This is a genomic window from Stenotrophomonas sp. YJH_SMC_48-3, from assembly GCF_059369375.1.
Window position 1 is genome coordinate 207670 of sequence record NZ_JCAFSQ010000003.1, and the last position, 24145, is coordinate 231814.

Annotated in this window: 18 protein-coding genes and 1 tRNA gene; 9 read left to right on the top strand and 10 right to left on the bottom strand. The window is 67.4% G+C overall.

Annotation, left to right across the window (positions count from 1 at the left end):
* The first annotated feature begins 26 nt into the window (after positions 1 to 26).
* Both rlmH and AC5P65_RS06035 read left to right on the top strand, forming a co-directional pair.
* Positions 27 to 497 (top strand): 23S rRNA (pseudouridine(1915)-N(3))-methyltransferase RlmH, encoded by a 471-nt coding sequence (gene rlmH / locus AC5P65_RS06030; protein ID WP_019662111.1) that lies wholly within the window; start codon positions 27 to 29, stop codon positions 495 to 497.
* 22 nt (positions 498 to 519) lie between these two features.
* Positions 520 to 596: transfer RNA gene (locus tag AC5P65_RS06035), tRNA-Asn, on the top strand.
* 99 nt (positions 597 to 695) lie between these two features.
* On the opposite strand, the gene AC5P65_RS06040 is transcribed toward AC5P65_RS06035, so the two are convergent.
* The 4 genes from AC5P65_RS06040 to AC5P65_RS06055 all read right to left on the bottom strand — a co-directional run bounded on the left by AC5P65_RS06040 (position 696) and on the right by AC5P65_RS06055 (position 6872).
* Positions 696 to 2117, bottom strand: a complete 1422-nt coding sequence (locus tag AC5P65_RS06040) for a basic amino acid/polyamine antiporter (protein WP_058982163.1) — start codon at positions 2115 to 2117, stop codon at positions 696 to 698.
* A gap of 129 nt (positions 2118 to 2246) precedes the next feature.
* Entirely contained in the window at positions 2247 to 5075 is a 2829-nt protein-coding gene (locus AC5P65_RS06045; RefSeq protein ID WP_111099029.1) for a TonB-dependent receptor, read from the bottom strand.
* Between the two features lie 191 nt (positions 5076 to 5266).
* Entirely contained in the window at positions 5267 to 5917 is a 651-nt protein-coding gene (locus AC5P65_RS06050) for an energy transducer TonB (protein WP_111099030.1), read from the bottom strand.
* Between the two features lie 217 nt (positions 5918 to 6134).
* On the bottom strand, positions 6135 to 6872 hold the full coding sequence (locus tag AC5P65_RS06055) for an SIMPL domain-containing protein (RefSeq protein WP_021204307.1): 738 nt from the start codon (positions 6870 to 6872) through the stop codon (positions 6135 to 6137).
* Positions 6873 to 7002: 130 nt separating this feature from the next.
* Here AC5P65_RS06055 and AC5P65_RS06060 point away from each other — a divergent pair, with 130 nt between their 5' ends.
* Genes AC5P65_RS06060 through tldD form a run of 4 tightly spaced genes read left to right on the top strand, consistent with a single transcriptional unit; the run spans position 7003 to position 14482 of the window.
* A complete protein-coding gene (locus AC5P65_RS06060) occupies positions 7003 to 7611 on the top strand; it encodes a Maf family nucleotide pyrophosphatase (protein ID WP_021204306.1) in 609 nt (202 codons plus the stop codon).
* Positions 7604 to 9091 carry a ribonuclease G gene (rng, locus tag AC5P65_RS06065; RefSeq protein ID WP_019662105.1) on the top strand — a complete coding sequence of 496 codons (1488 nt, stop codon included), beginning with the start codon at positions 7604 to 7606 and terminating at the stop codon, positions 9089 to 9091. Before AC5P65_RS06060 ends, rng begins: the two co-directional genes overlap by 8 nt.
* Before the next feature lie 30 nt (positions 9092 to 9121).
* On the top strand, positions 9122 to 12976 hold the full coding sequence (locus AC5P65_RS06070; protein WP_171952914.1) for a YhdP family protein: 3855 nt from the start codon (positions 9122 to 9124) through the stop codon (positions 12974 to 12976).
* A gap of 60 nt (positions 12977 to 13036) precedes the next feature.
* On the top strand, positions 13037 to 14482 hold the full coding sequence (gene tldD, locus AC5P65_RS06075; protein WP_019662103.1) for a metalloprotease TldD: 1446 nt from the start codon (positions 13037 to 13039) through the stop codon (positions 14480 to 14482).
* A 41-nt stretch (positions 14483 to 14523) separates the two neighbouring features.
* Here the strand turns inward: tldD and yjgA are convergent, their stop codons facing one another.
* Positions 14524 to 15114 (bottom strand): ribosome biogenesis factor YjgA, encoded by a 591-nt coding sequence (gene yjgA / locus AC5P65_RS06080; RefSeq protein ID WP_021204304.1) that lies wholly within the window; start codon positions 15112 to 15114, stop codon positions 14524 to 14526.
* Between the two features lie 67 nt (positions 15115 to 15181).
* On the opposite strand from yjgA, the gene pmbA reads away from it, so the two are divergent.
* Positions 15182 to 16549 (top strand): metalloprotease PmbA, encoded by a 1368-nt coding sequence (gene pmbA, locus AC5P65_RS06085; RefSeq protein WP_019662101.1) that lies wholly within the window; start codon positions 15182 to 15184, stop codon positions 16547 to 16549.
* An 87-nt stretch (positions 16550 to 16636) separates the two neighbouring features.
* Complete coding sequence (locus AC5P65_RS06090) at positions 16637 to 17008, top strand: DUF4870 domain-containing protein (RefSeq protein WP_019662100.1); 372 nt, start codon at positions 16637 to 16639, stop codon at positions 17006 to 17008.
* 111 nt (positions 17009 to 17119) lie between these two features.
* Here the strand turns inward: AC5P65_RS06090 and AC5P65_RS06095 are convergent, their stop codons facing one another.
* The 5 genes from AC5P65_RS06095 to AC5P65_RS06115 form a co-directional block, all read right to left on the bottom strand.
* Positions 17120 to 17998: a polyprenyl synthetase family protein gene (locus tag AC5P65_RS06095; protein ID WP_058982172.1), complete on the bottom strand. Its 879-nt coding sequence runs from the start codon at positions 17996 to 17998 to the stop codon at positions 17120 to 17122.
* Positions 17988 to 18248: an exodeoxyribonuclease VII small subunit gene (locus tag AC5P65_RS06100; RefSeq protein WP_005410522.1), complete on the bottom strand. Its 261-nt coding sequence runs from the start codon at positions 18246 to 18248 to the stop codon at positions 17988 to 17990. Before AC5P65_RS06100 ends, AC5P65_RS06095 begins: the two co-directional genes overlap by 11 nt.
* Before the next feature lie 36 nt (positions 18249 to 18284).
* On the bottom strand, positions 18285 to 19571 hold the full coding sequence (tilS, locus tag AC5P65_RS06105; RefSeq protein ID WP_258391452.1) for a tRNA lysidine(34) synthetase TilS: 1287 nt from the start codon (positions 19569 to 19571) through the stop codon (positions 18285 to 18287).
* Between the two features lie 714 nt (positions 19572 to 20285).
* Positions 20286 to 20831 carry a WG repeat-containing protein gene (locus AC5P65_RS06110; RefSeq protein ID WP_111098587.1) on the bottom strand — a complete coding sequence of 182 codons (546 nt, stop codon included), beginning with the start codon at positions 20829 to 20831 and terminating at the stop codon, positions 20286 to 20288.
* Positions 20828 to 22534: an alkaline phosphatase gene (locus AC5P65_RS06115; protein WP_019660635.1), complete on the bottom strand. Its 1707-nt coding sequence runs from the start codon at positions 22532 to 22534 to the stop codon at positions 20828 to 20830. Before AC5P65_RS06115 ends, AC5P65_RS06110 begins: the two co-directional genes overlap by 4 nt.
* A 153-nt stretch (positions 22535 to 22687) precedes the next feature.
* Here AC5P65_RS06115 and AC5P65_RS06120 point away from each other — a divergent pair, with 153 nt between their 5' ends.
* Positions 22688 to 24022 (top strand): dicarboxylate/amino acid:cation symporter, encoded by a 1335-nt coding sequence (locus AC5P65_RS06120; protein ID WP_019660634.1) that lies wholly within the window; start codon positions 22688 to 22690, stop codon positions 24020 to 24022.
* The last annotated feature ends 123 nt before the right edge of the window (positions 24023 to 24145 follow it).

Genomic DNA, 24145 nt, shown 5'->3' on the forward strand with positions numbered 1-24145 from the left:
GCCGTCGACGTTTTGGAGGACCGCTGATGAAAGCCCGCCTGATCGCCACCGGTGAACGCGCCCCCAGCTGGGTCGCGCAGGGCTTCGCCGAGTACCAGAAGCGGCTGTCGCACTGGCTGCCGTTCGAGCTGGTCGAAATCGAGCCTGGCCTGCGCGGCAAGGGCCGCGATCCGCGCCGCGCCACGGAGGATGAAGGCAGGCGGGTAATCGCTGCGCTGCCGAAGAACGCTTATGTGGTGGCGCTGGATGTGCCGGGCCGCCAGCTCAGCTCCGAACAGCTGGCACAACGCCTGGAGCATTGGCGCGGGCAGGGCAGGGACCTGGCGTTCCTGATCGGTGGCCCGGAAGGGCATTCGCCGGAAGTATCCGCGTTGGCCGATGAGAAGTGGTCGATTGGACCATTGACGCTGCCGCACATGCTGGTGCGGCTGGTGGTGGCCGAGCAGCTGTATCGGGCTGCCGCAATGATCGCCAATCACCCCTACCATCGCGCGTGAAGAATGGTTATACTAGTCGTCTGCCCGAATAGCTCAGCCGGTTAGAGCACTTGACTGTTAATCAGGGGGTCGTTGGTTCGAGTCCAACTTCGGGCGCCACCTTGAGAAACCTGCATCGCAAGATGCAGGTTTTTTTTTCGTGTTGTAGAACCGAGGCCATGCTCGGCTGCATCCTCGAAGCCGGGCATGGGCTCGGCGCTACAGCGTAATCAGGCCCTTCCAGAACGCGACCAGCGTGGCGATCGCCACCGCCAGGATCGCGCCGAACAGCACCCATTCCCAACGCGTGAATACCAGCTCGCCGCGCTGGCGCCGGGCCAGTGCGAACAGCACCACGCCGGGCACGTACAGCAACACCGACAACAGCAGGTTGTCGAGGCCGCCGGCATACACCAGCCACAGCGCGTACGCACTGGCCAGCAGCGCAACCGCGAAATCACGCCAGCGCACACTGGGCTCATCGGCGTAGGCCTGCCCGCGCCAGGCCAGCTGCACGCCGAATGCCGTGGACAGGAAGTAGGGCACCAGGCTCATCGACGCAGCGAGCAGCACCAGCCCGGTGTAGCTGCCCGAACTGACCAGCACCAGCAGCAGGAACAACTGGATCAGGCCATTGCTCAACCACAGTGCATTGGCCGGCACACCACGCGCGTTCTCGCGGCCGAGGAAGGCGGGCATGGTGCCGTCGCCCGCAGCGGCATAGAGCACTTCGGCGCACAGCAGCACCCAGGCCAGCAATGCACCGAGGACGGAGATGATCGAACCGATGATGATTACCGTCGCGCCCCATTCGCCGACGATGGCGCGCAGCACATAGGCCATCGACGGATTGGGCAGCCCGGCCAGTTCGGCCTGCGACAGCACGCCCATCGACAGCAGGCTGACCAGCACCAGCAGCAGCCAGACCCCCAGGAAACCGATCACCGTGGCGCGGCCAACGTCGGCGCGGCGCGCCGCACGCCGTGAATAGATGCTGGCGCCCTCGATGCCGATGAATACCCACACGGTCACCAGCATCATGCCGCGCAGCTGCTGGCCGAGATCGCCGAGCGCGGGCGTGCCAAGGAAATCGGCACGGAACACCTCCATGCGGAACGCACCTGCTGCCAGGATCAGGAACAGCGTGATCGGCAGCAGCTTGGCCACCGTCACCAGGCCATTGACAATGGCCGCCGTACGCAGGCCACGCAGCACCAGCAGGTGCACGGTCCACAGCAGCACTGACGACGCCGCCACGGCGGCAGGCGTGTTGCCTTCGCCGAACACTGGCAGGAAATGGCCGAGGCCGCTGAAGATCAGCACGAAGAAGCTGGCATTGCCAAGCACCGAGGCGACCCAGTAGCCCCAGGCCGCAGAGAACCCGATGTAGTTGCCGAAGCCCTCACGCGCGTATGCGTAGATGCCGGTATCAAGATCCGGCCGGCGGTTGGCCAGGGCCTGGAACACGAAGGCCAGCATCAGCATGCCGGCGCCACTGACCGCCCAGCCGATCAGCGCGGCGGCCGGCCCGGCGCTGCGCGCCACGTTCTGCGGCAATGAGAAGATGCCGGCGCCTACCATCGAGCCAACTACCAGTGCAGTCAACGCGGGCAGGCCCAGGCGTTGCGATGTCGTGGCCATGGTGATCCCCTGCGGCGGTAGTGCCGCTTGCACACGGTAGCCACGTGCCCGTGAACGTGCATGCAAGGCGTGCAACGACGAAGGCCCGGGCTGCTGCCCGGGCCTCCGAAGTTGATGCGTTGAACGGTATTACTTGAAGGTGTACTTGGCGCCGACGGTGAAGTAGCGACCGATGGCGCCGCTGAAGTGCAGCGGGTTGTAGTTCACGCCACCGTAGGTGGTCGGATCGAGCGGAGCAATGCGATCGAACACGTTCTGCACCGAGGCGTTCAGTTCGAAGGCTTCGGTGATGTTCCAGCGGCCGGACAGATCGAAGGTGGTGAACGAGGAGATCTTGGTGACGTCGGTACCGTCGGCGTAGGAGAACTGGTACGAACCGTCCGGACCACGGAAATCCTTGTTGTCCATCTTGGAGATGTAGTTGGCGACGCCGCTCACGCTCCACGGCCCCTGACGCCAGGTGGTACCGAAGTTGATCCGATCCTTTGGCGTACCGATGCAGTTGGTCACGTCGCAGTTGCCGTGGGTGCCTGCATAGTCGAAGGTCTCGTCGGAGTCGGTGCGCTCGTACTTCAGCACATGGCTCCACTGCAGGTCCATTTCCAGCTGGCCCGGGCCGATATCGAAGGTCTGGCGGATATCGGTATCGATACCGCGCACGCGCGTGGATGCCGCATTGATGTACGCGGTGTTGACCGCCAGGATGCTGCCGGTGCCAGCGATGCCGTTGATCAGGTCGATGTCACGCAGCACGTTGCCGGCGGCGATGGCATCGGCCGTGGAGCCTTGGGCGATTTCGTTGGTGCGCTTGATCTGCCAGGCATCCACGGTCATCGAAGTGGTGGAGGTCGGCTGCAGCACGATGCCCACCGAGTAGCTCTTGGACTCTTCCGGCTTCAGGTCCTTGTTGGGGCGGGTGATGATCGCGACCGGGCGCGAGCTGCAGTTGGTGCCGACATCGGCCGGCGGGCTGACGGCGCAGCGCACCGGATCGCGGGCGTTGGAGAAGGCGGCCAGGCCACCATCGCCGTTCTCGGCCGGGTTGGGGGCGCGGAAGCCTTCGGCGTAGCTGGCACGCAGGGCGATCCAGTCGGCTGGGGTCCACTTGATGCCCAGCTTCGGCGTGGCCTTGCCTTCGCCGCTTTCGTACTTGTCGTAACGCAGCGCGCCGGAAAGTTCCAGTTGCTCCAGCACCGGTGCCGACAGTTCGACGTAGCCGGCGTAGACATTCTGCGTACCGTCATAGGCCGAATAGCCCAGGCCAATGATGTCACCCTGGTCGGTGTAAGTCTGCGGGGTCAGGCTGTTGCTGGTCTTGCGCCACTCGGTACCGATTGCCAGGCCCAGCGGACCACCTTTCAGGTCCATCAGGCTGCGCGACACGGTGAAGTCGAACATGTCCAGGCTGGACTTGGCGCGTGCGCTGATGGTCGGCGAGATGTAGTCGTACAGCGCCTGCGAGTTGAGGTTGGCATTGTCGCCAATACGCCACACGCCGCCGGCACAGTTCGGGTTGCCCAGCGCGCACTGTACAGCGCTGTAGCGCAGGAACCCGGTGCGCTTGTTCACCAGATCGGTACCGGAGTGCAGGTAGGCGGTGTCGTAGCTCCAGTCACCCCAGTTGCCCTTGACGCCGACCAGGAAGCGGTTGAACTCATTGGTGTTGTTGGTCACGCGCGGGCCGACATCCCAGGCCGAGTAGCGCAGGCGCGAGGCCTGGCCCTGGATCGGATTGTCGGGATGGGTCGGCGACAGCACCACGGCGCCCGGGCCGCTGCTGGCATTGCGCGGGCCAAGGGGATAGCCCCAGCTGCCGGAGACGCCGGACGGTGTGTTGCTGAAGATCGTTTCCTTCTTCGAGTAGCCGATCTCGGTGTAGACCTCGCCGCCTTCGCCGAAGGCGAAGCTGGCGCGGCCGAACACGTTGACGTACTTCTCTTCAGGCGTGAGATCACGGAACTGCTGCGCCGGATCCCACAGGCAGCCCTGGGCCGCCACCGACGCGTCGGTCTGGCCCGGGATGGTGGTCAGGCCTTGGCAGCCGGGCAGTGGCACGAGCCTTGCGGGATTGGTCGCTGTGACATTGCGGTCGTCATACACCGAGCCATTCGGACCGACGCCTCCGCTGGTGCGGCCATTGAGGTAGGCGCCGCCGAGGAACTGGGCATTGTTGCCATAGCCCCAAGGACGGATGTCGCCGGTGCCGATCCACTTGCGGTTCTTGCGATCGCTGATCTTGATCGCGTCGGTCTTGCCGACGTCCAGGCTGAAGAAGGCATTCCAGCCGTCAGTGGCCAGGTCGCCGGTGCCGGCGGTCAGGGTCGCCTTTTTCGCGTCGCCATCGCTGTCACCGGACAGGCCATAGGAGCCACGCAGGATGGCGCCCTGGAAGTCGCTGCGCAGGATGATGTTGACCACGCCGGCGATGGCATCGGAGCCATAGATTGCCGAGGCGCCGTCCTTGAGCACTTCCACGCGCTCGACGGCATCGAGCGGAATGGTGCTCAGGTCGGTGAAGACCTTCTGGCCGTCGTCGGCCAGGCCGTAGGTGGCCATGCGGCGGCCGTTCAACAGGACCAGGGTCGAGCCCGCGCCCAGGCCGCGCAGCGAAATGCCGGCGCCACCACCGGCAAAGCCGTTGCCGAAGGTCTTGGGGATGGAGCCGGAGCCATCAGCGGTCAGGGTCTGCAGGTATTCGGCAACCGTGGTCTTGCCGGTGCGGTCGATTTCCTGGCGGGTTACTACCTGCACCGGCGACGGCGTTTCAGTGTTGGTGCGCGGAATGTTCGAACCGGTGACCGTGATGCGGTCCAGGTTGGTGGCCTTATCCTGCGCGAAGGCGGAGGTGGAAGCCGCGGCGCCAACCAGCAACAGGGTGCTGCCGGTAAGGATATGGGTGATGGACGATGCCAGAGTGCTGCGGCGGCGGCTGGCGGGCCGTTGGATCAGGTGTTTCACAGCTTCTCTCCTAACTGGAAAACCGTAGCGTTGAGGGCTGTCTCCGGAAGATTCCGGGACGGATCAATCTAGGTTTCCGGTAGGTGACGAAGTCGTGAATTTTTGCTTAATCGGTAACGGTTGATCCGGTTCCGTCCGTTGGCACGTGCAGGGAAGCGCCGGCCCGGCAGGTGGCCGGGCCGGCGATCACTTCACTCCGGCAGCGAGAACTGCACCGGCACCATGCCGATGGCCGGTACCGCCACGCCATCACGCTGGGCCGGCTCGAAGCGCCAGTGCCGGAGCACCTGCAGGCGCGCGGCCTGGTCCAGGCTGCGCGAACCGCTGCTGCGCTCGATGCTGACCCCCGTCGGCTGCCCGCGGGTGTCCACCTCTACCCGCAACAGCACAGTGCCCTGTTCGCGGTTGCGCAATGCCGCCAGCGGATAGGCCGGCGGCGGGGCGCTGCGGTACTGCAGTTGGGCGCCGGCCAGTGGTGCGGAGGCATCGATGCTCGGTGCAAGCTGGGGCGGGGCCGGTTCGGCGGCCGGCAGCGCGATGCCCTGGGCTTCTTCCACGGTTGCGGTAGGAGCTGGAAGCGGCGGCGCGGCCGGCTGCGTCTGTGGCTTCGGTACGACCCGGGCGACCTCCCTGGGCGGTTCCAGCACCGGGGGCGGCGGCGTTGGCGGGATCTTCTCGATCAGCCTGACCGTGGTCTTTTCACGCGGGGCCTGCACGGCCTGGTAGGTCGCAGGGATGAGCAGCAACAGGAAGGCCAGCAGGTGCAGGGCGATCGCCGCGCTCCAGGCGGCAACGCGGGCGGGGTCGAAGTGCAGGGATGCAACGGGATACGTACGAACCATGGTCCACCTCCATGCCAGTGACGAAGTCCTCAACGCACCAGGGCCCGTGGCGGGGTTGCCGCACGCGGCTGGCAGTGCATCAGTAGCGCGCCCGGGCGACCACTGCATAGAGGCAGGGGCACCCGTGTTGGGCTGGCCTTCAGCCACTGCCGTCGGAATGCACGAAAAAAGGGCGGGTCCCCTGGGGAACCCTCCTCTGTCGGCAATGACCAACGGCTCAGCGACCCAGTTCGAACACCACGTCCAGGTTGACCGATACGGTGGATTCACCCGGCGCGACCGGGGTGGCCTTGTCCATCGCCGCACCGGCCGCCATGGTGCGCATCATCGGCATCGGGCGGAAACCGCCATTGCTGTTCTCGGAGATGCTGACGATGCGGCGCACCTGCAGGCCCAGTGACTTGGCATAGGTCTGGGCGCGGGCCTGGGCCTTCTTCAGCGCAGCCAGGCGGGCTTCGTCATACACTGGTTCCGGCTGGTCGATCTCGAAGCTCGGGCCGTTGATCTGGTTGGCGCCCTGCGCGGCCAGCGCGTCCAGCACCTTGCCGAGCTTGGCGATGTCGCGCACCTTGAGGCTGACCGTGTTGCTGGCCTGGTAACCGGTGATCTTCGGCGCTTCGTTGTCGGCGTAGCGGTACTGCGGGTTGAGGCTGACGCCGCTGGTCTGCACGTCGCGCTCGGCGATGCCGGCGGCCTTGATCGCGGCCAGCACCTTGTCCATCTGCTGGGCGTTCTGGCGCATGGCGCTGTTGCCATCGGCAGCCTGGCTCACCACGCCGGCCGACAGCGTGGCCACGTCAGGCACGCGGGTGGCCTCGGCATTGGCCGAGATGTTCAGCAGCGTGCCCTCGGCCGGTGCGGCGATCGATGGCGAGGACGGAGCGGCATGGGCGGTCATCGAGGTTCCAAGGGCGAGGGACAGGGCGAGCAGCAGCGGGGTGGCAGTCAGGCGCATGGGATCTCCTTGTTGTGCCGTTGAGGGTGGTGTCGTAGCGATGAACGCGTTGTGAGTCCGTTCGGGGTTGAACGCGTTCCGGGACGGGTTGCCGACGATTCAGGTGGCGGCCTCAGGTTATGCTGTGCCGATGCTCTACCTAGCTTCCCGCTCCCCCCGACGCAACCAGCTGCTGGCCCGACTCGGACGCCCCTTCCAGGCATTGGATCTGGAGGTCGTCGAGCAGCGTGCGCCCGCTGAAAGCGCCGAACAGTACGTCTGCCGGGTCGCCGCCGACAAGGCGCGCGCCGGCCTGGCCCGGGTGCTGGCCAATGACCCGCAGGCGCGGGTGCTTGGTTCGGACACCGAGGTGGTGCTGCATGGCGAGGTGTTTGGAAAGCCCGCCGACGCTGCCGATGCCCGGGGGATGCTGGCGCGTCTTGCCGGGCGTACCCACCAGGTGATGACGGCCGTAGTGGTGGTCGGCGCGGACGGGCTGGACAGCGAACTGGTCATTTCCGAAGTGACCTTCGCCCCGATCGACGCTGCCGACATCGCCGCCTATGTCGCCACCGGCGAACCGCTGGACAAAGCCGGTGCCTACGCCATCCAGGGCGGGGCCGAGCGCTGGATCGAGCACCTGTCCGGCAGCTACTCCGGCGTCATGGGGCTGCCGTTGCTGCACACCGATCGTTTGCTGGCGCGCTGCGGCGTGCCGGCCCCCACCGCCGATGCCGCCAGGGAGGCTGCAGATGTCTGAGGAAATCCTGGTCAACGTGACCCCGCGCGAGACCCGGGTCGCGGTGATCGAAAATGGCATGCTGCAGGAACTGCACATCGAGCGTGGCTGGCGCCGGGGTGTGGTCGGCAACATCTACAAGGGCAAGGTGCAGCGGGTCATGCCCGGCATGCAGGCCGCCTTCGTCGAAGTCGGGCTGGAGCGCGCCGCGTTCCTGCACGCCAATGACGTGGTGCGGCCGGCGCCGGTGGCCAGTGCCGATACCGAGAACACCACCCTGCCGCCGCCGGCCAGCGTGCCGATTGTCGAGCTGCTGCGTGACGGCCAGGACATCGTCGTGCAGGTGGTGAAGGACCCGATCGGCACCAAGGGCGCACGCCTGACCACGCAGATCAGCATTCCCTCGCGCTACATGGTGCTGCTGCCGCAGTCCAAGGTGGTGGGCGTGTCGGCGCGCATCGAGGACGAAGCCGAGCGCGCCCGACTGAAGGCGCTGGTGACCGAGCTGTCGGCGCAGCACGGCGGCTACGGCTACATCGTGCGCACCAACGCCGAAGGCCAGCCGGCCGAGGCCATCGCCGAGGACATCGCCTACCTGTCGCGCGTGTGGAACGTGGTCGAGCGTCGTGGCCGCGAAGCGCCCTCGTGCAGCATCATCTATGAAGACCTGAGCCTGCCGCTGCGTTCGGTGCGCGACCTGATCCGCAAGGATGTGGACAAGGTGAAGGTGGACTCGAAGGAGACCTTCGGCCAGCTGCAGGCCTTCGTCGCCAAGTACATGCCGGTGCTGGCCGAGAAGCTGGAGCTGTATTCCGGCGATCGCCCGATCTTCGACATGTTCGGGGTGGAGGACGAGATCGGCCGCGCGCTGGACAAGCAGGTGCCGTTGAAATCCGGTGGCTACCTGGTGATCGACCAGACCGAGGCGATGACCACCATCGACGTCAATACCGGTTCGTTCCTCGGCCAGCGCAACCTGGAAGAAACGGTGTTCCGCACCAACCTGGAGGCTGCGCAGGCGGTGGCGCGGCAGCTGCGGCTGCGCAACCTGGGCGGCATCATCATCATCGACTTCATCGACATGGATGATGCCGAGCACCGCCGCCAGGTGCTGCGCACGCTGGAAAAGGCGCTTGCGCGCGACCATGCCAAGACAACAGTCTATGACTTCTCGCCGCTGGGCCTGGTGGAGATGACCCGCAAGCGCACGGTGGAAAGCCTGGAGCGCCAGCTGTCGGAAACCTGCCCGCAGTGCAGCGGCCGCGGCAGCATCAAGACCACCGAGACGGTGACCTACGAGATCTTCCGCGAGATCACCCGCGCGGTGCGCCAGTTCGACGCCGCGCGCCTGCTGGTGATCGCCTCGACCAAGGTGGTCGCGCGCATCACCGACGAGGAATCGGCGGCGGTGGCCGAGCTGGAGGAATTCCTCGGCAAGAGCATCCGCTTCCAGGCGGACGAGCAATACCTGCAGGAGCAGTTCGATGTCGTTCTGCTCTGATCCTCGCCGGCTGCAGGCCGGCGGTGGCCGATGAGCGCGCCGCCGCGCCTGCGACTGCGAAGGATCCGCCGTCATCTCATTGCCGCCTGCGCGGTGGGCCTGGTCGGGCTGGCACTGCTGGTGGGCACCCTCAGCCAGCTGCTGCCGCTGGCCGAGCGCCACCCCGACAGGATTGCGGCCTGGCTGAGCGAACGTGCCGGCCAGCCGGTGCGTTTCGACCAGCTGCAGACGGCCTGGACCCGTCGTGGCCCGTTGCTGCAGCTCAAAGGCCTGCATATCGGCGCGGGCCGCGGCCTGGCCATTGGCGAGGCCGAGGTGCTGGTATCGATGTACAGCGGCCTGTTGCCTGGCCGTTCGCTGACCGAGTTGCGCCTGCGTGGGCTGGCGCTGGATCTGCAGCAGGATGCAAGCGGTCGCTGGTCGGTGCGTGGGCTGCCACAGTCCGCCGACGGTGGAGATCCGCTGGACGCGCTGCGCCGGCTGGGCGAGCTGCAGGTGATCGGGGGGCGCCTGGGCGTGCACTCGCCGACGTTGGGCATCGACACCACGCTGCCGCGCATCGACCTGCGCCTGCGGGTCAATGGCGATCGCCTGCGCGTGGGCGTGCGCGCCTGGGCCCAGGCCGAAGCGCTGCCATTGACTGCGGTGCTGGATGTGGACCGCACGCGTGGCAACGGCGAGGCCTGGCTGGGCGCCGATCCGGTCGATTTCCATGCCTGGTCTCCGCTGTTGGCGGCCGGCGGTGTGCGCCTGCGCGAGGGCAAGGGCGAACTCAACCTGTGGTTGACCCTGCGCGATTTCGTGCCGGTGGCGGTGACCACGGATTCGGACCTGCGCGACGTGCGCATCGATGGCGCACCGATACCCGGCATGGCGGCGCCGCAGCTGCAGCTGCAGCGACTGCAGGCCCGCCTGCGCTGGCAGCGCCAGGCCGAGGGCTGGGCGCTGCAGGTACCGCGGCTGCGGCTGAAGAATGAAGACGGCGAGCAGCGCCTCGATGGCCTGCAGCTGCAGGTCGGCAAACAGCTGCGGGTGCGTTCCGGTGAAGTGCAGGCCGGCATCGCGCTGCGTGCGCTGGCCCTGAGCGATCGCCTTGAGCCGGGCCTGCGTCGCTGGCTGTTCCTGTCCAGGCCGCAGCTGGACGTGCGCGCGTTGCAGCTGGCCGGCGAACGCGATGGCCCATTGTGGGCGCAGGGTGAACTGCAGTCGCTGGGCTTTGCAAGCGTCGGCAATTCACCGGGGCTGCGCGGCCTTGGCGGGCGTTTCGAAGGCGATGCCAACGGCTTCAGCCTGCAGCTGCAGCCGCAACGGCAGCTGCAGTTCGATTGGCCCACCGGCTTCGGCGTGCGCCACGACCTGCAGCTGGCCGGGCAGATCGTGGGCTGGCGCGACGAGGGCGGTGGTTGGCGGATCGGGACGCCGGCGATGCGTGTGGAAGGTACCGACTATGCGGCCGACGTGCGCGGCGGTGTGTGGTTCCAGGGCGACGGTACGCGGCCGTGGCTGCAGCTGGCCGCCAAGCTGGACGACGTGCCGATGACGGCGGCCAAGCGCTTCTGGATCCACTCCAAGATGAGCAAGGGCGCCACCGACTGGCTGGACATGGCACTGGCCGGCGGCCAGGTACGTGGCGGCGTCGGCCTGGTCACCGGTGACCTGGACGACTGGCCGTTCGACAACAACGATGGCCGCTTCGAGGCCACCGGCCACATCACCAATGGCGACATCCGCTTCCAGCATGATTGGCCGCTGATGAGCCAGGTCGATGCCGATATCGCCTTCATCGGCCCCGGCTTCGACATGCATGGGCGCGGCGACCTGGCCGGCGTGGCGGTGCAGAAGTTCGAGGCGGGCATCCAGGATTTCGGGCAGCAGCCGCTGTACGTGCGCGCCGATGCACAGAGCGAGGCCGGCAGACTGCTGGCCATGCTGCGGCAGAGCCCGCTGCACAAGGACTATGGCGATACCCTGGACAACCTCACCGCAGCGGGCCCGGCGCATGTGACCTTCGATCTGCTGCAACCGCTGCACCACGATGAAGGCGGTGGCCATCTGCAGGGGACGGTTGACCTGGCCGGCGTGAAGCTGGTCGACAAGCGTTTCCAGCTCGCCTTCGACAACATGCACGGGCAGGCGCGCTACAGCAATGGCGGTTTCGATGCCGAGGAACTGTCGGTGCGCCACCTCGGCCAGGACGGCCGGCTGAGCCTGCGTGCCGGTGGCTACGTGCACGACAGCAGACTGGCCTTCGAATCGAAGCTGTCGGCCACGCTTGACGCCGGCGTGCTGATCGACCGCGCACCGGAGATGGCCTGGCTCAAGCCCTACATCACCGGGACCTCGCCGTGGACCATCGCGGTCAACCTGCCCAAGGTGGCGCCAGGTGCTCCTGCGCCGCCCAGCGAGCTGCGCTTGAGCTCCGATCTGGTCGGCACCCGGCTGGATCTGCCGGCGCCGCTGGACAAACCGGCTGCCGAGCCGCTGGCGACCACCGTGGCCGCACAGCTGCCGATGGGTGCCGGCCGCATCGATGTGGCGTTCGGCCAGCGCCTGGCGCTGGCCGCGCGCAGCCACAACAACCAGACCGGCGTGCAGGTGACGCTGGGCAGCGACCATGTCGATCGCGAGCCGCCGCCCAGCGGATTGACCGTCAACGGCCGCAGCCCGACCTTGGACGCATTGGAGTGGATCGGCCTGGCGCGGGGCGGCAGCGATGACAACACGATGCCGCTGCGTGCGGTGGACGTGCAGGTCGGTCAATTGAAGCTGATCGGTGGCGTTTTCGAGCAGACCCGGTTGCAGCTGCATCCGGGCGCGCAGGCGCTGGACGTGCGCCTGGCGGGCCCGTCGCTGGCCGGGCGCCTGACTGTCCCCAATGCTGACGGCGGTACCATCAGCGGCCAGCTCGACCGTGTGCACTGGCAATCGCTGCCGGCAGCTCCGGATGCACCGGCCGCACCGGCCCGGGTCCAGGCCGGCGCCAACGATATGGACCCGGCCAAGCTGCCGCCGTTCGCGCTGGACATCGCCGACCTCAAGTTCGGCAAGGTGGTGCTGGGCCAGGCGGTGCTGCGCACACGACCGTTGGCCAATGGCCTGAACGTGGACGAGCTGCGCTTCCGCGCGCCGGACCAGGAGATCGACATCAGCGGTCGCTGGCTGGGCCGTGCCGGCGGAGCCCGCACCGAGCTGACCGCCCAGGTGCGCAGCGAGGATCTGGGCGGACTGATGCAGAACCTGGACTACGGCGGCCAGCTGCGTGGTGGCTCCGGCCAGGCCCAGCTGCAGGCCACCTGGAGCGGGGGGCCGTCGGACTTCCAGCTGGGCAACCTGCAGGGCCGCCTGGACCTGCACGCACGCAACGGCCAGCTGCTGGAGCTGGAGCCGGGTGCTGGCCGCGTGCTGGGCCTGCTCAGCGTGACCCAGCTGCCGCGGCGCCTGATGTTCGACTTCCGCGACTTCTTCTCCAAGGGCTTCGCGTTCAACCAGATCGACGGCAGCATGCAGTTCGGCCAGGGCATGGCGCGCACCGACAAGGTGCTGATCGAAGGCCCGGCAGCCAACATCACCATCCGCGGCCAGGCCGACCTGCGCAACCAGCAGTTCGACCAGACCATCGACGTCAACCCGCGTGCCGGCAATCTGCTGACCGTGGTGGGGGCAGTGGCCGGTGGCCCGGTGGGAGCGGCGTTGGGCGCGGCCACCAATGCGGTATTGTCCAAGCCGTTGGGCGAGATTGGCGCCCGTACCTACAAGGTGACCGGTCCATGGAAGGAGCCCAAGGTGGAAGTGATCGAACGCAGCCGCGACAAGGCTCCACCACCCGCGCCGGCACCGGCGCCGGCCATTCCACCGACCGTCACCGGCCTGCCGCGCCCGCGGTGAGCGCGGCCTTCCTGTTCACGGGGCTTGCCTGAGCGCCCCCGCATCCCCAGATCGAGAACCATGACTGACATCGCCCTGACGCTTGCCCAAGACCGCCTGCTGCGCCCCGGCGGCCTGGATACCGCTGGCCTGGAGCGCACCTTCGGCCAGTTGCTTGGCCCCGGTGTGGACTTCGGCGATCTTTACTTCCAGCATGCCCGCCGCGAGAGCTGGAGCGTGGAAGACGGCATCGTCAAGGATGGCGCCCATTCCATCGAACAGGGCGTGGGCGTGCGGGCAATTTCCGGCGAAAAGACCGGCTTCGCCTATTCCGATGACATCCACGCCGACGCGCTGCTGGCGGCGGCGCAGTCGGCACGTGCGATCTCACGCGAAGGCGGTGCCCAATCCGGGCGATCGCTACTGCGTGGCAACGCGCGCGCGCTGTACCCGGCGCTGGACCCGATCGATGGTATCGGCAACGAGGCCAAGGTCGAGGTGCTCAAGCGCCTGGATGGCTACCTGCGTGCCGCCGATCCGCGCGTGAAGCAGGTGATGGTGAGCCTGTCCGGCGGCGTCGACACGGTGCTGATCGCACGCAGCGACGGTGTGCTGGGTGCTGATGTGCGGCCGCTGGTGCGCCTGAACGTACAGGTGATCGTCGAGCACCACGGTCGCCGCGAGTCCGGCTATGCAGGCGGCGGTGGCCGCTACGGGTATGAAGAACTGTTTGCGGACGGGCGCCCCGAGGCCTTCGCCCGCGAGGCGCTGCGCCAGGCGCTAGTGAACCTGGACGCCGTTCCGGCTCCGGCCGGGGTGATGCCGGTGGTGCTCGGTCCGGGCTGGCCGGGCGTGCTGCTGCATGAAGCGGTTGGCCACGGGTTGGAAGGCGACTTCAACCGCAAGGGCACCAGCGTCTACGCGGGCCGCATCGGTGAGCGCGTTGCCGCCCCGGGCGTGACCATCGTCGATGACGGCACGCTGGACGGACGCCGCGGTTCGTTGAACATCGACGACGAGGGCCATCCCAGCCAGTGCACCACGCTGATCGAGGACGGCATCCTGGTCGGCTACATGCAGGACAGCCTCAATGCGCGCCTGATGGGCGTGGCGCCTACCGGCAATGGCCGCCGCGAATCATTCGCGCACATGACCATGCCGCGCATGACCAACACCTACATGCGTGCCGGCCAGCACGACCCGCAGGAGATGATCCGTTCGGTGAAGAAGGGTCTGTACGCGGTCAACTTCGGCGGCGGCCAGGTCGACATCACCAGCGGCAAGTACGTGTTCTCGGCGACCGAGGCCTACCTGATCGAGGATGGCCGCGTCACCACGCCGGTGAAGGGCGCGACCCTGATCGGGAACGGTCCGGAAACCATGCAGAAGGTGCGCATGGTCGGCAATGACCTGGCCTTGGACGAGGGCGTGGGCGTCTGCGGCAAGGACGGGCAGAGCGTGCCCGTGGGTGTCGGCCAGCCCTCGCTGCTGATCGAGGGCATCACCGTCGGCGGTACCCAGGCCTGAGCCGGGCGATGGCCAGCGCCACCGCCCCGACCGGCGCGGACTCAGTCCTCGTCGGCTTCGTCGGTCTCGACGTGGCCGGCGTCTTCGTCGCCCGCCGTCTTCAGGCCCAGCGCGGCCGGCAGCATCAGGCCGCGCAGCACTTGGAAAATCTCACGGTAGGCGCGCGGCGGCTTGTTCCTGGCCTTTTCGGCCTGCGCGTTGCGCACCAGCGTGCGCAGCTGCTGGCGATCGGCCTGCGGATAATCGTCGAGAAGGGCCGCCAGTGCCTTGTCACCCTCGGCCAGCAGGCGGTCGCGCCAGCCCTCAACGCGATGCATCATTGCCACTTCGCGGCGGCCGGTCTCGCTGTTGGCGTCCAGCGCGTCGCGGATCGCATCCAGCGTGGCCTCTTCTTCGCGCCGCATGTGCTTGGCCAGGAACGCCAGCTGGCGCTTGTGGGCGATGTGGGCGGTGATGCGCTTGCACTCGGCGATATGCGGCAGCAGGTCTTCCGGGATCGGCAGGCGCGCCAGCTGGGCCGGGGTCAACGACACCAGCTTCTCGCCCAGGGCCAGGACGTCGAGCGCGTCGCGCCGGTTCTGGCTGCGGCTCTTGTCGTGGAATTCACCGGTTTCTTCGTCGCGTCCGCGCATCGTCCATACCTGATTTCAAAAAAGTCGCCCGGCGTGATGCCGGGCCCAACCCGTACAGGATAAAGCATTGAACGTGATCGCCCCTGAAGTGGCCGTCGGCGACGACAGCGCGGCCCGGCTGGAACGGCTGGCCGACCTCTCCCAGCAGCTGCTCGACCGTGCCCGCGCGCTGGGCGCCAGCCAGGCCGAGGTCAGCTGCAGCGAGGATCGTGGCCTGGAGGTCAATGTCCGCCTTGGCGAGGTTGAGACCGTGCAGTCCACCCGTGACCGCGGTATCGCCGTCACCGTCTATTTCGGGCAACGCAAGGGCAGTGCCAGCACTGGCGACCTGAACGAGGCCAGCCTTGCCGCCACGGTCGAACAGGCCTGTGCGATCGCCCGGCATACCGAAGATGACCCGGCTGCCGGCTTGGCCGAGGCCGCGTTGATGGCCACCGACTTCCCGGATCTGGATGCCTGGCACCCGTGGGCGCTGCAGGCCGACGAGGCGGTGGACCTGGCCCTGGCCTGTGAGAACGCAGGCCGCGAGGCCGATGCGCAGATCCGCAATTCCGACGGCGCTTCGGTGTCAAGCATGCAGAGCCTGTCGGTCTATGCCAATTCGCATGGTTTCATCGGCCGTGAGCGCGGCACCCATCATTCGGTGGGCTGTGCGCTGATTGCCGGCCAGGGCGATGGCATGCAGCGCGATGGCTGGTACACCAGTGCGCTGGCCCGCGAGGATCTGGAGGAGGTGGGCCTGGTCGGTCGTCGTGCTGCCGAGCGCACCGTCGCCCGCCTGCAGCCTCGCTCGATGGCCACCGGCAGCATGCCGGTGTTGTTCGCCCCGGAAGTGGCGCGCAGCCTGGTCGGCCACCTGTTGTCGGCGGTGTCCGGCGGTGCCCTGTACCGCCAGGCCAGCTTCCTGCTGGACAGCGTCGGCCTGCAGTTGTTCCCCGGCTGGATGCAGATCGAGGAACTGCCTCACCTGCGCCGTGGCCTGCGTTCGGCCGCCTTCGATGGCGATGGCGTGGCCACCCGAGCTTCGGCGCTGGTCCGTGACGGCGTCCTGCAGCGCTACGTGCTGGGCAGCTACTCGGCACGCAAGCTGGGCCTGCAGACCACCGCCAATGCCGGTGGCGTGCACAACCTGCAGTTGGCCGCCAATGCTGGCGCGCTGCAGGACATCGCCCGGCAGATGGGCAATGGCCTGCTGGTGACCGAGCTGATGGGGCAGGGCGTCAACGGGGTGACCGGCGACTATTCGCGGGGCGCCGGTGGCTTCCGGGTCGAGAATGGCGAGATCCAGTATCCGGTGGATGGCATCACCATCGCCGGCAACCTGCGCGAGATGTTCAGCAGCATCGAAGCGGTGGGCAGTGATGTTGACCCGCGCTCGCACATCCGCACCGGCTCGATCCTGGTGGGGCGGATGACCATTGCCGGTAATGATTGATGGCGTCGATGGCGTAAGCTATGCCCGCCTGACGCAGCCAGCTTGGTGCTGGTGGGTCAAGACCACCCAATGAAAAGGAGTTTTGTCGTGAGCGAATTCGATAACGTCCCGCCGCCGCCGGCGACCACCGAGGCCCCGGCCGACCAGCGCACGATGGCGCTGGCTGCGCACCTGCTGGGCATCTTCACCGGCTTCATCGGCGCGCTGATCATCTGGCTGATCAACAAGGATGATGCGGGCAAGGCCTTTGTGACCGACCAGGCCAAGGAAGCGCTGAACTTCCAGATCACCGTGGCCATCGCCATGGTCATCTGCATGATCCTGACCATCGTCGTCATCGGCGCGATCCTGATGCCGATCGTTGGTCTGGTCAGCCTGGTGTTCTGCATCATTGCCGCCGTCAAGGCCAACAACGGCGAGGCGTATCGCTACCCGTTCGCGCTGCGCCTGATCAAGTAAGTTCGTCCGCACGCGGATACATGCAACGCCCGGCATTGCCGGGCGTTGTTGTTTGGCGCTCGTGCCGGGCCAAGCGCGGTGAGCGCAGTGCGGCAGCGTCGCCGCCAGCAATCAGTGATTGCGCTCCACCGCCAGCGTTGCCAGCGCGCGCAGCGGATCGGCTTCCTCGCCATGGCCGGCCAGGGTTGCCTGCATGCGCGCTGCCAGTTCGCGCAGCTGTGCTTTGGCGCCGTCCATGCCCAGCAGCGCCGGGAAGGTGCTCTTTTCCTGTGCCTGGTCCTTGCCGGCGGTCTTGCCCAGTTGTTCAGAACTGGCTTCCACATCCAGGATGTCATCGCGGACCTGGAAGGCCAGGCCGAGTGCATCGGCGAAACTGTCGAGCTGGGCCAGCTGCGGTTCGTGGGCCTGGCCGCACAGCGCACCCATGCGCACCGCCGCGCGGATCAGTGCGCCGGTCTTCAGTGCATGCATGCGGGTCAGTGCCGCCAGGGTCTGTTGCTGGCCGGTGGCATCGATGTCCAGCGCCTGGCCGCCGCACATGCCGGAGGCACCGGACGCGTGGGCCAGGGTCTGCAGGCAGGCCACGCGCAGCGTGGCCGTCAGCGGCGCATCGGCCAGCAGGCCAAAGGCACGGGTCTGCAGGGCGTCACCGGCGAGGATGGCGGTAGCTTCGTCGAAGGCGATGTGGGTGGTCGGCTTGCCGCGGCGCAGGGCATCGTCGTCCATCGCCGGCAGGTCGTCATGCACCAGCGAATAGGCGTGGATGAGCTCGACGGACATCGCGGCCGCGTCCAGGTGCTCCAGTTGCGCGCCGAACAGGTGGCCACTGGCGTACACCAGCAGCGGCCGCATGCGCTTGCCGCCACCCAGCACCGAGTAGCGCATCGCCTGGTGCAGGCGTTGCGGGGCCTCGGCGGGCGAGGGCAGGGCGGCGTCGAGCTGGCTCTCGATGCGGTCGCGCCAGCGCGCGAACAGGGCTTCAGCCGTCATGGCTGGGCGGATCGAACGGCTCGGATGCTTCCGGCTGCGCCGGATCGCTGAGCAGGCGCACGCGCAGTTCGGCCTGTTCCAGCGCTTGCTGGCACTGGCGATACAGACCGACGCCACGTTCGTAAGCACTGAGCGAGGCTTCCAGGCTCAGCTCGCCGGTTTCCATCTGCTCCACCAGCTGTTCCAGCGATTCAAGCGACTGCTCGAACTGGGCGACCGGGGAGGCGTTTTCGGGGGACTTCTTGGCCATGCGGCAAGTGTGGACGGGCTGCGCGCGGGGGTCAATTCACCAGCCGCCGGGACGCCACTGCAGCTGCGCGTCGTGGGCCTGCAACCAGGCCTGCAGGGGAGCTGCGATGACCACGTCGGCGGCGGCAAGCAACTGCGGGCCATCGAAGATCAACGGCAGCTGCGCGCGGCGCCACGGGGCAAGACGCTCACGTTGCAGGCAGTCCTTCAGCGCGTGCGAATGCTGGCGACCGGGTAGCAGGATGCGCTCACCGCCCGCGCGCGCACGTACCTGCAATGGGCGTTCGAAGGCCGGGGCGCCCTGCAGGCGCAGTTGTCCGCCATCGGGCAGCGCCAATGGCGCGCGTCCGTCCCATTCGGCCTGCCACGCGGGGGGGAGCGCAGGTAGCCGGGCTGGCAGCAGGTAGGCATGGTCGCGCCATTGCTGGATCGCGTGATCGTGCCAGCGCACACGTGCCTGGCGATCGTTGCCGGCCGGCAGCAGTTCGTCCAGCGCCTGTTTCAGCACCGTGGCCGGCAACGGTGCTGCAGCATGGCCCAGCACCCAGACGCGCAGCACGCGTGCGGCGCGGCCCGGCGACACTTGGCGCAGAAGTTCCAATGACAGCACGCGCGGTGCCACTTCCAGATGTGCGATCAGCTCGGCGTCTTCCTCGTCCAGCAGTTCGCGGGTCTGCCGGCAATGCGTCGCGCTGCCGGCCAATGCCGACGCCGCGTGCGGCCAGCGCTGGCGCAGCAACGGCAACACCTGCAGGCGCAGGAAGTTGCGATCGGCGTGGTCTTCCGCGTTGCTGGGGTCTTCGATCCATTGAAGCGCGTGCTGCCGGGCGTAGTGGAGCAGCGCGTCGCGCGACGTCGACAGCAGTGGTCGCCACAGGGGATGTTCGCCAAGATGGCTGTGTGCAGACATCGCTGCAAGGCCGTCGACGCCTGAACCGCGCAGCGCGCGCAGCAGGAAGGTCTCGGCCTGGTCGTCCTGGTGCTGCGCAAGTGCCAGCGTTTCGCCGTCGCGCAGCTCGGCCGCGAACGCCGCACGCCGGGCATGCCGCGCTGCGCCCTCAAGGCCGAGGCCTGCGCGGTTGTCGATCTGCACGCGATGCACGGCCAGTTCGATGCCCAGTGCTGCGCATTGCTGCTGGCAATGCAGCACCCAGTCATCGGCGGCCGGTTGCAGGCCATGGTGCACGTGCACCGCACGCAGTGCCGTGCCGGAAAGCTGAGCGCAGCGCCACAGCCAGTGCAGCAGCACGGTCGAGTCGACACCGCCGCTGTAGCCCACCAGCAGCGGCACATCCAGCGGAACGAGGGCAGGGAAGGCGGTCACGGCGGCAAGTATAGGGTTGCTCGGCAGGGCTGCGCCCTGCACCCGCTACGATCCAGAGCAAAAGCAACAGCAACAGCAGAAGCTGGCCTCCTGAGGGGAGGCGGGGTAGGTCCGGTTGCGGGGGCCGCTGCAAGTCCCCCTCCGGGGCCCGGCCCAGCCGCTGGCGGCTGTGCGTTCGGGCGCTTGCGAAGCAGTGCTTCGCAAGCAAAGCGCCCTCACCCATGTAAGCTCGGTCGCCGCTTGCACGTGTGCGCAGTCCTGCGCACACGGCAAGACCGGGGTTGGGCGTCCTGCCCAACCCGCCCGAGGCATGCCTCGGGCCCATGCGGCTCACGCCCCCGCAACCGGACCCACCCCGCCTTCGACAGATTGCCGCGATCTGTCGGAACGGCGTCTTGCACCGCTTTGGTAGGTGTCGACCTTGGTGGACACAGTAGATCCACGCCATGCGTGGATGACTCATTCGATATCTGACAGATGTGTCGACCAAGGTCGACACCTACCAACAGCCGCCGGAAAACTGTCGAAGGCTGGGCACTGTGGGTTTGCGGGGTGTGAGCCGCATGGATGCGGCGACCAAGGCTACATGGACGTACTCGCGCCGTCCCCGCACACCCACAGTGCCCCGCCATCCCACGGAATGCACGCTGTTGCTGTTGCTTCCGGCCGTTGCCGTTGCGTCTGCAGGTGCAGGGCGCAGCCCTGCCGAAAACCCTACTTCACCCGACGGCCCGCGCGGTCGATGCGGAACCACTCTCCGCCTTCCATCGAAGTGTGGCCATCGGCATCCGGCGTACCGCGGCGGCAGCCATTGCAGACCTCGGCCACGCCATCCTGGAACGGCCACCCGAAATCGTAGGTGCCGGGCACCACCTGGCGGAACGTCAGGTCGAAGTAGCCGACGCGGTTGCCGACGCGGCCGCGCAACAGGCCTTCCTGCGGCGTCTCCGGGCCGTTGTCCCAGGTCAGCACCGGCAGGCTGCGGCCCTTGCGGTCGACGTAGTGGAAACCCTGCTCGGCGTACACCACCGCCAGACCGTGGTCGTCGTAGTTCAGGCCCTTCAACGTCTCGGTACTGATCTTCGGCCGGTGATCGATCACCTCGCAGTTGGGCAGCGGCCACAACCCGTGTTCGTCGGTCAGCAGCTTGCATGCCGGTGCCTGTGCCGCTGCAGTGGCGCTGACCAGCATGCCAAGCAGGGCCAGCGACCGCGCGAAGCAGCCGCTGGCAGCGTCAGGGCGGGCCTGCCGTGCGATCACTTGGCCTCGGCCTTGCGCTCGAACGCGGTCGGTGCCGGCAGCTGCACCGGCACGCCCTTGTCATCGCAGGTGCCGGCCTGGCACAGGCGCTCGCGCAGGGCCGGGGTGGCCTGCACGATCATGTGATAGATCGCGTTCTGTTCCAGCGTGCCGCGGATCGCCTTGCTGCCCGGGCCGCGTGCCCAGATGCCGACGTCCTCGCCACCGTGCGATTCGGACTTCATCGGCACCAGCGCTTCCTGCATGTAGTCCGGATGCTCGGTGTCGACCTCGCGCAGGTTCGGGCGGCCGTTGGCCGGTTCGAAGCTGCTCGGGTTGTGCGGATAGCGCTTCGGGCCGGCCGGCTGCTGGTTGCTGCTGCCGGTGTGGCCCGGGCCATTGGCGTAGCTCAGCGTGGTGTACGGCTGGCCGGTGCCGTCCAGTGCGTAGTCCAGCTTGCCGGCGCCATCTTCGCCGCCCTTGTCCTTCACCTTGCCCAGGATCGGGTTGCCGCGCGCCGGGTAGCCGACGAAGTTCAGCGTGTGCGAGTGGTCGGCGGTAACGATGATCAGGGTGTCGTCGGCCGAGGTCAGCTCGCTGGCCACGCGCACCGCATCGGACAGCGCCACGGTTTCGGTCAGTGCACGGTAGGCGTTGCCGCTGTGGTTGGCGTGGTCGATGCGTGCGCCTTCGATCATCAGCACGTAGCCTTCCGGGTGCCTCGACAGATTCTTGATCGCCGCTGCGGTCAGTTCGGCCAGGCTCGGCTCACCGCCCGGATCCTGCGGGCGCTCGTACTCGTAGCGCATGTGGTCCGGTTCAAACAGGCCGAGGATCGCCGGTGCGTTGGCGGCGGCGGCCAGCTGCTTGCTGTTCCACACGTAGGCGCCGTGCGGATGGGCCTGCTGCCATTCCTGCACCAGGCTGCGCCCATCCAGTCGCTGGCCGACCTTGTCGTCGTACTCCGGGTCGCGCTCTTCCACGGTGGTGAATTCCCCGCGCCCGCCGCCGAGGGCGACCAGCGGGCCGCGCCCGTAGCGCGAAGTCGACAGCAGCTGCTGGGCGATGTCCTTGCAGCCGGCCGCCTTCGCCGCTTCAGTCAGGTCGGTATCGTTTTCCCAGTTGCGCTCGGGCGAGTGCGCGTAGGTCGCGGCCGGGGTGGCATGGGTCAGGCGCGCGGTGGACACCACGCCGGTGGCCAGGCCGGCGCTGTCGGCCAGCTGAAGCCAGGTCAGCAGGCCCTTGGACAGGCTGTCGGCACAGTCGGTGCGGCTGCCGGCGCTGACGCCGATCGCACCCATGTGGGTCTTCACACCGGTGGTGATGGCGGTCATGGTGCCGGCCGAATCCGGGGTCTGCGAATCGGTGTTGTAGGTCTTGCTGAACGCCGTGGCCGGGAAGCGCTCCCAGGACAGCAGGTTCTCTTCACCGGAGCCCCCCTTGCGCTGGCCCTCGTAGATGCGCGAGGCGGCCACGGTGGTCAGGCTCATGCCGTCGCCGAGGAACAGGATGACGTTCTTGGCCTTGCCGGACATCGCGCCGTTGGCGGCGGCCTGGGCAGCGCCGCTGCGGTACCACCACTGCGGGGTTTCGCCGGCCGGGTGGGCGACGGGATCGACGGCGACCTTCAGGCCGGCCGGGGCAGAGGCGGGGGTGGTGCTGGCGCAGGCGCCCAGCAGCAGGGTGGTGGCGCAGGCGGCCAACAGGGAGACGGAACGGCGCATGGACGCTGGGATCTCACAAACTGTAACGGGACATTCATTATGCCCGCCCCAGCAAGGCACGCCGATGACACACTGATTTGCCGGCCCGGCGGTCGTTCCGCAGGCCGCTTTGGACTATCGTGCCAGCATCCCTTCCTTCCCTCTGGATTGCCTATGAAGCTGGTCTCTGCCTGGCTGCGGATTCCATTCTGGCAGCGCGTGGTCGGTGGCTTCGTGCTCGGTGCGCTGGCCGGCTGGGCGCTTGGCCCGGCCGCAGAAACGTGGTTTGGCCCGCTGGGTGAGCTGTATGTCACCCTGATCAAGATGATCGCCGTGCCGCTGGTGTTCTTCGCGGTCATCAACGCTATCTCATCGCTGCACGGGCAGAAGTCGGTCGCCGCGCTCAGTGGCCGCACCTTCCTGTGGTTCGTGATCACCGCCGCGTTGGCGGTATGCGTCGGCCTGGGCGTGGGTACCGTGCTGCAGCCCGGCGCCGGTGGCCTGCAGCTGACCATGGCCAGCAACTACGTGCCGCGCGAGGTCCCCAGCGTGGTGCAGGTGCTGCTGGACGTGGTGCCGGCCAATGTCTTCTACGCGCTGTCCGGTATCGGCACCAAGGTCAACGCGGCCGGCGAAACCGTGCTGGCCGCCGGCCGTGGCTCGATCCTGCCAGTCATCTTCTTCGCTGGCCTGGTCGGCTTCGCCATCGTCAAGCTCGGCGAGAAGGTGACCGAGGCGCGCAAGCTGGTCGGCCAGATGAGCGACATCATGATCCAGGTGACCCGCTTCGTGCTGGAAGTCACCCCGATCGGCACCTTTGGCCTGATCGCCGGTCTGGTCGGCAGCTACGGGTTCGAGAAGCTGCTGCCGCTGGGGCATTTCGTGCTGGCGCTGTACGTGGCCTGCGCCCTGCACATCGTGGTGGTCTACAGCGCACTGCTGCTGGCGCATGGACTGAACCCGCTGAAGTTCTTCCGTGGTGCGGCGCCGGGCATGCAGGTTGCGTTCGTCAGCTCGTCCAGCTTCGCGGCGATGCCGGTGGCACTGCGTTCGATCACCCACAACCTGGGCGTGAACAAGGATTACGGTTCGTTTGCGGTGCCGCTGGGCGCCAGCATCAAGATGGACGGCTGCGGCGCGATCTACCCGGCGCTGTGCGCGGTGTTCATCGCGCAGTACAGCGGTGTGCCGCTGACTCCGGAGCAGTACGTGGTGGTGCTGATCGCCTCGGTGCTGGGCAGCTTCGGTACCGCCGGCGTGCCGGGTACTGCGGTGATCATGGCCACGGTGGTGCTGAGTGCGGCCAACCTGCCGCTGGAGACCATCGGCTACCTGTATGCCATTGATCGCATCCTGGACATGATGCGCACGATGACGAACGTGACGGGCCAGATGCTGGTACCGGTGATCGTGGCCAAGGAGACCGGGCTGCTTGACCAGGCGGTGTACGACAACCCTTCCAGCAACGTGGGCGTGGATGATCCCGACCCGACACCACCACGCGCCTGAGGTGGTGTGCTGAATTGAAAGGCCCGCCCTGACCGGCGGGCCTTTTGTTTGGGGATGGCCGAGGCGGTGTCGGCCAAGGCGGCCTCCGCTTGATCCACACCATGCATGGATGGAGCCGGTGGC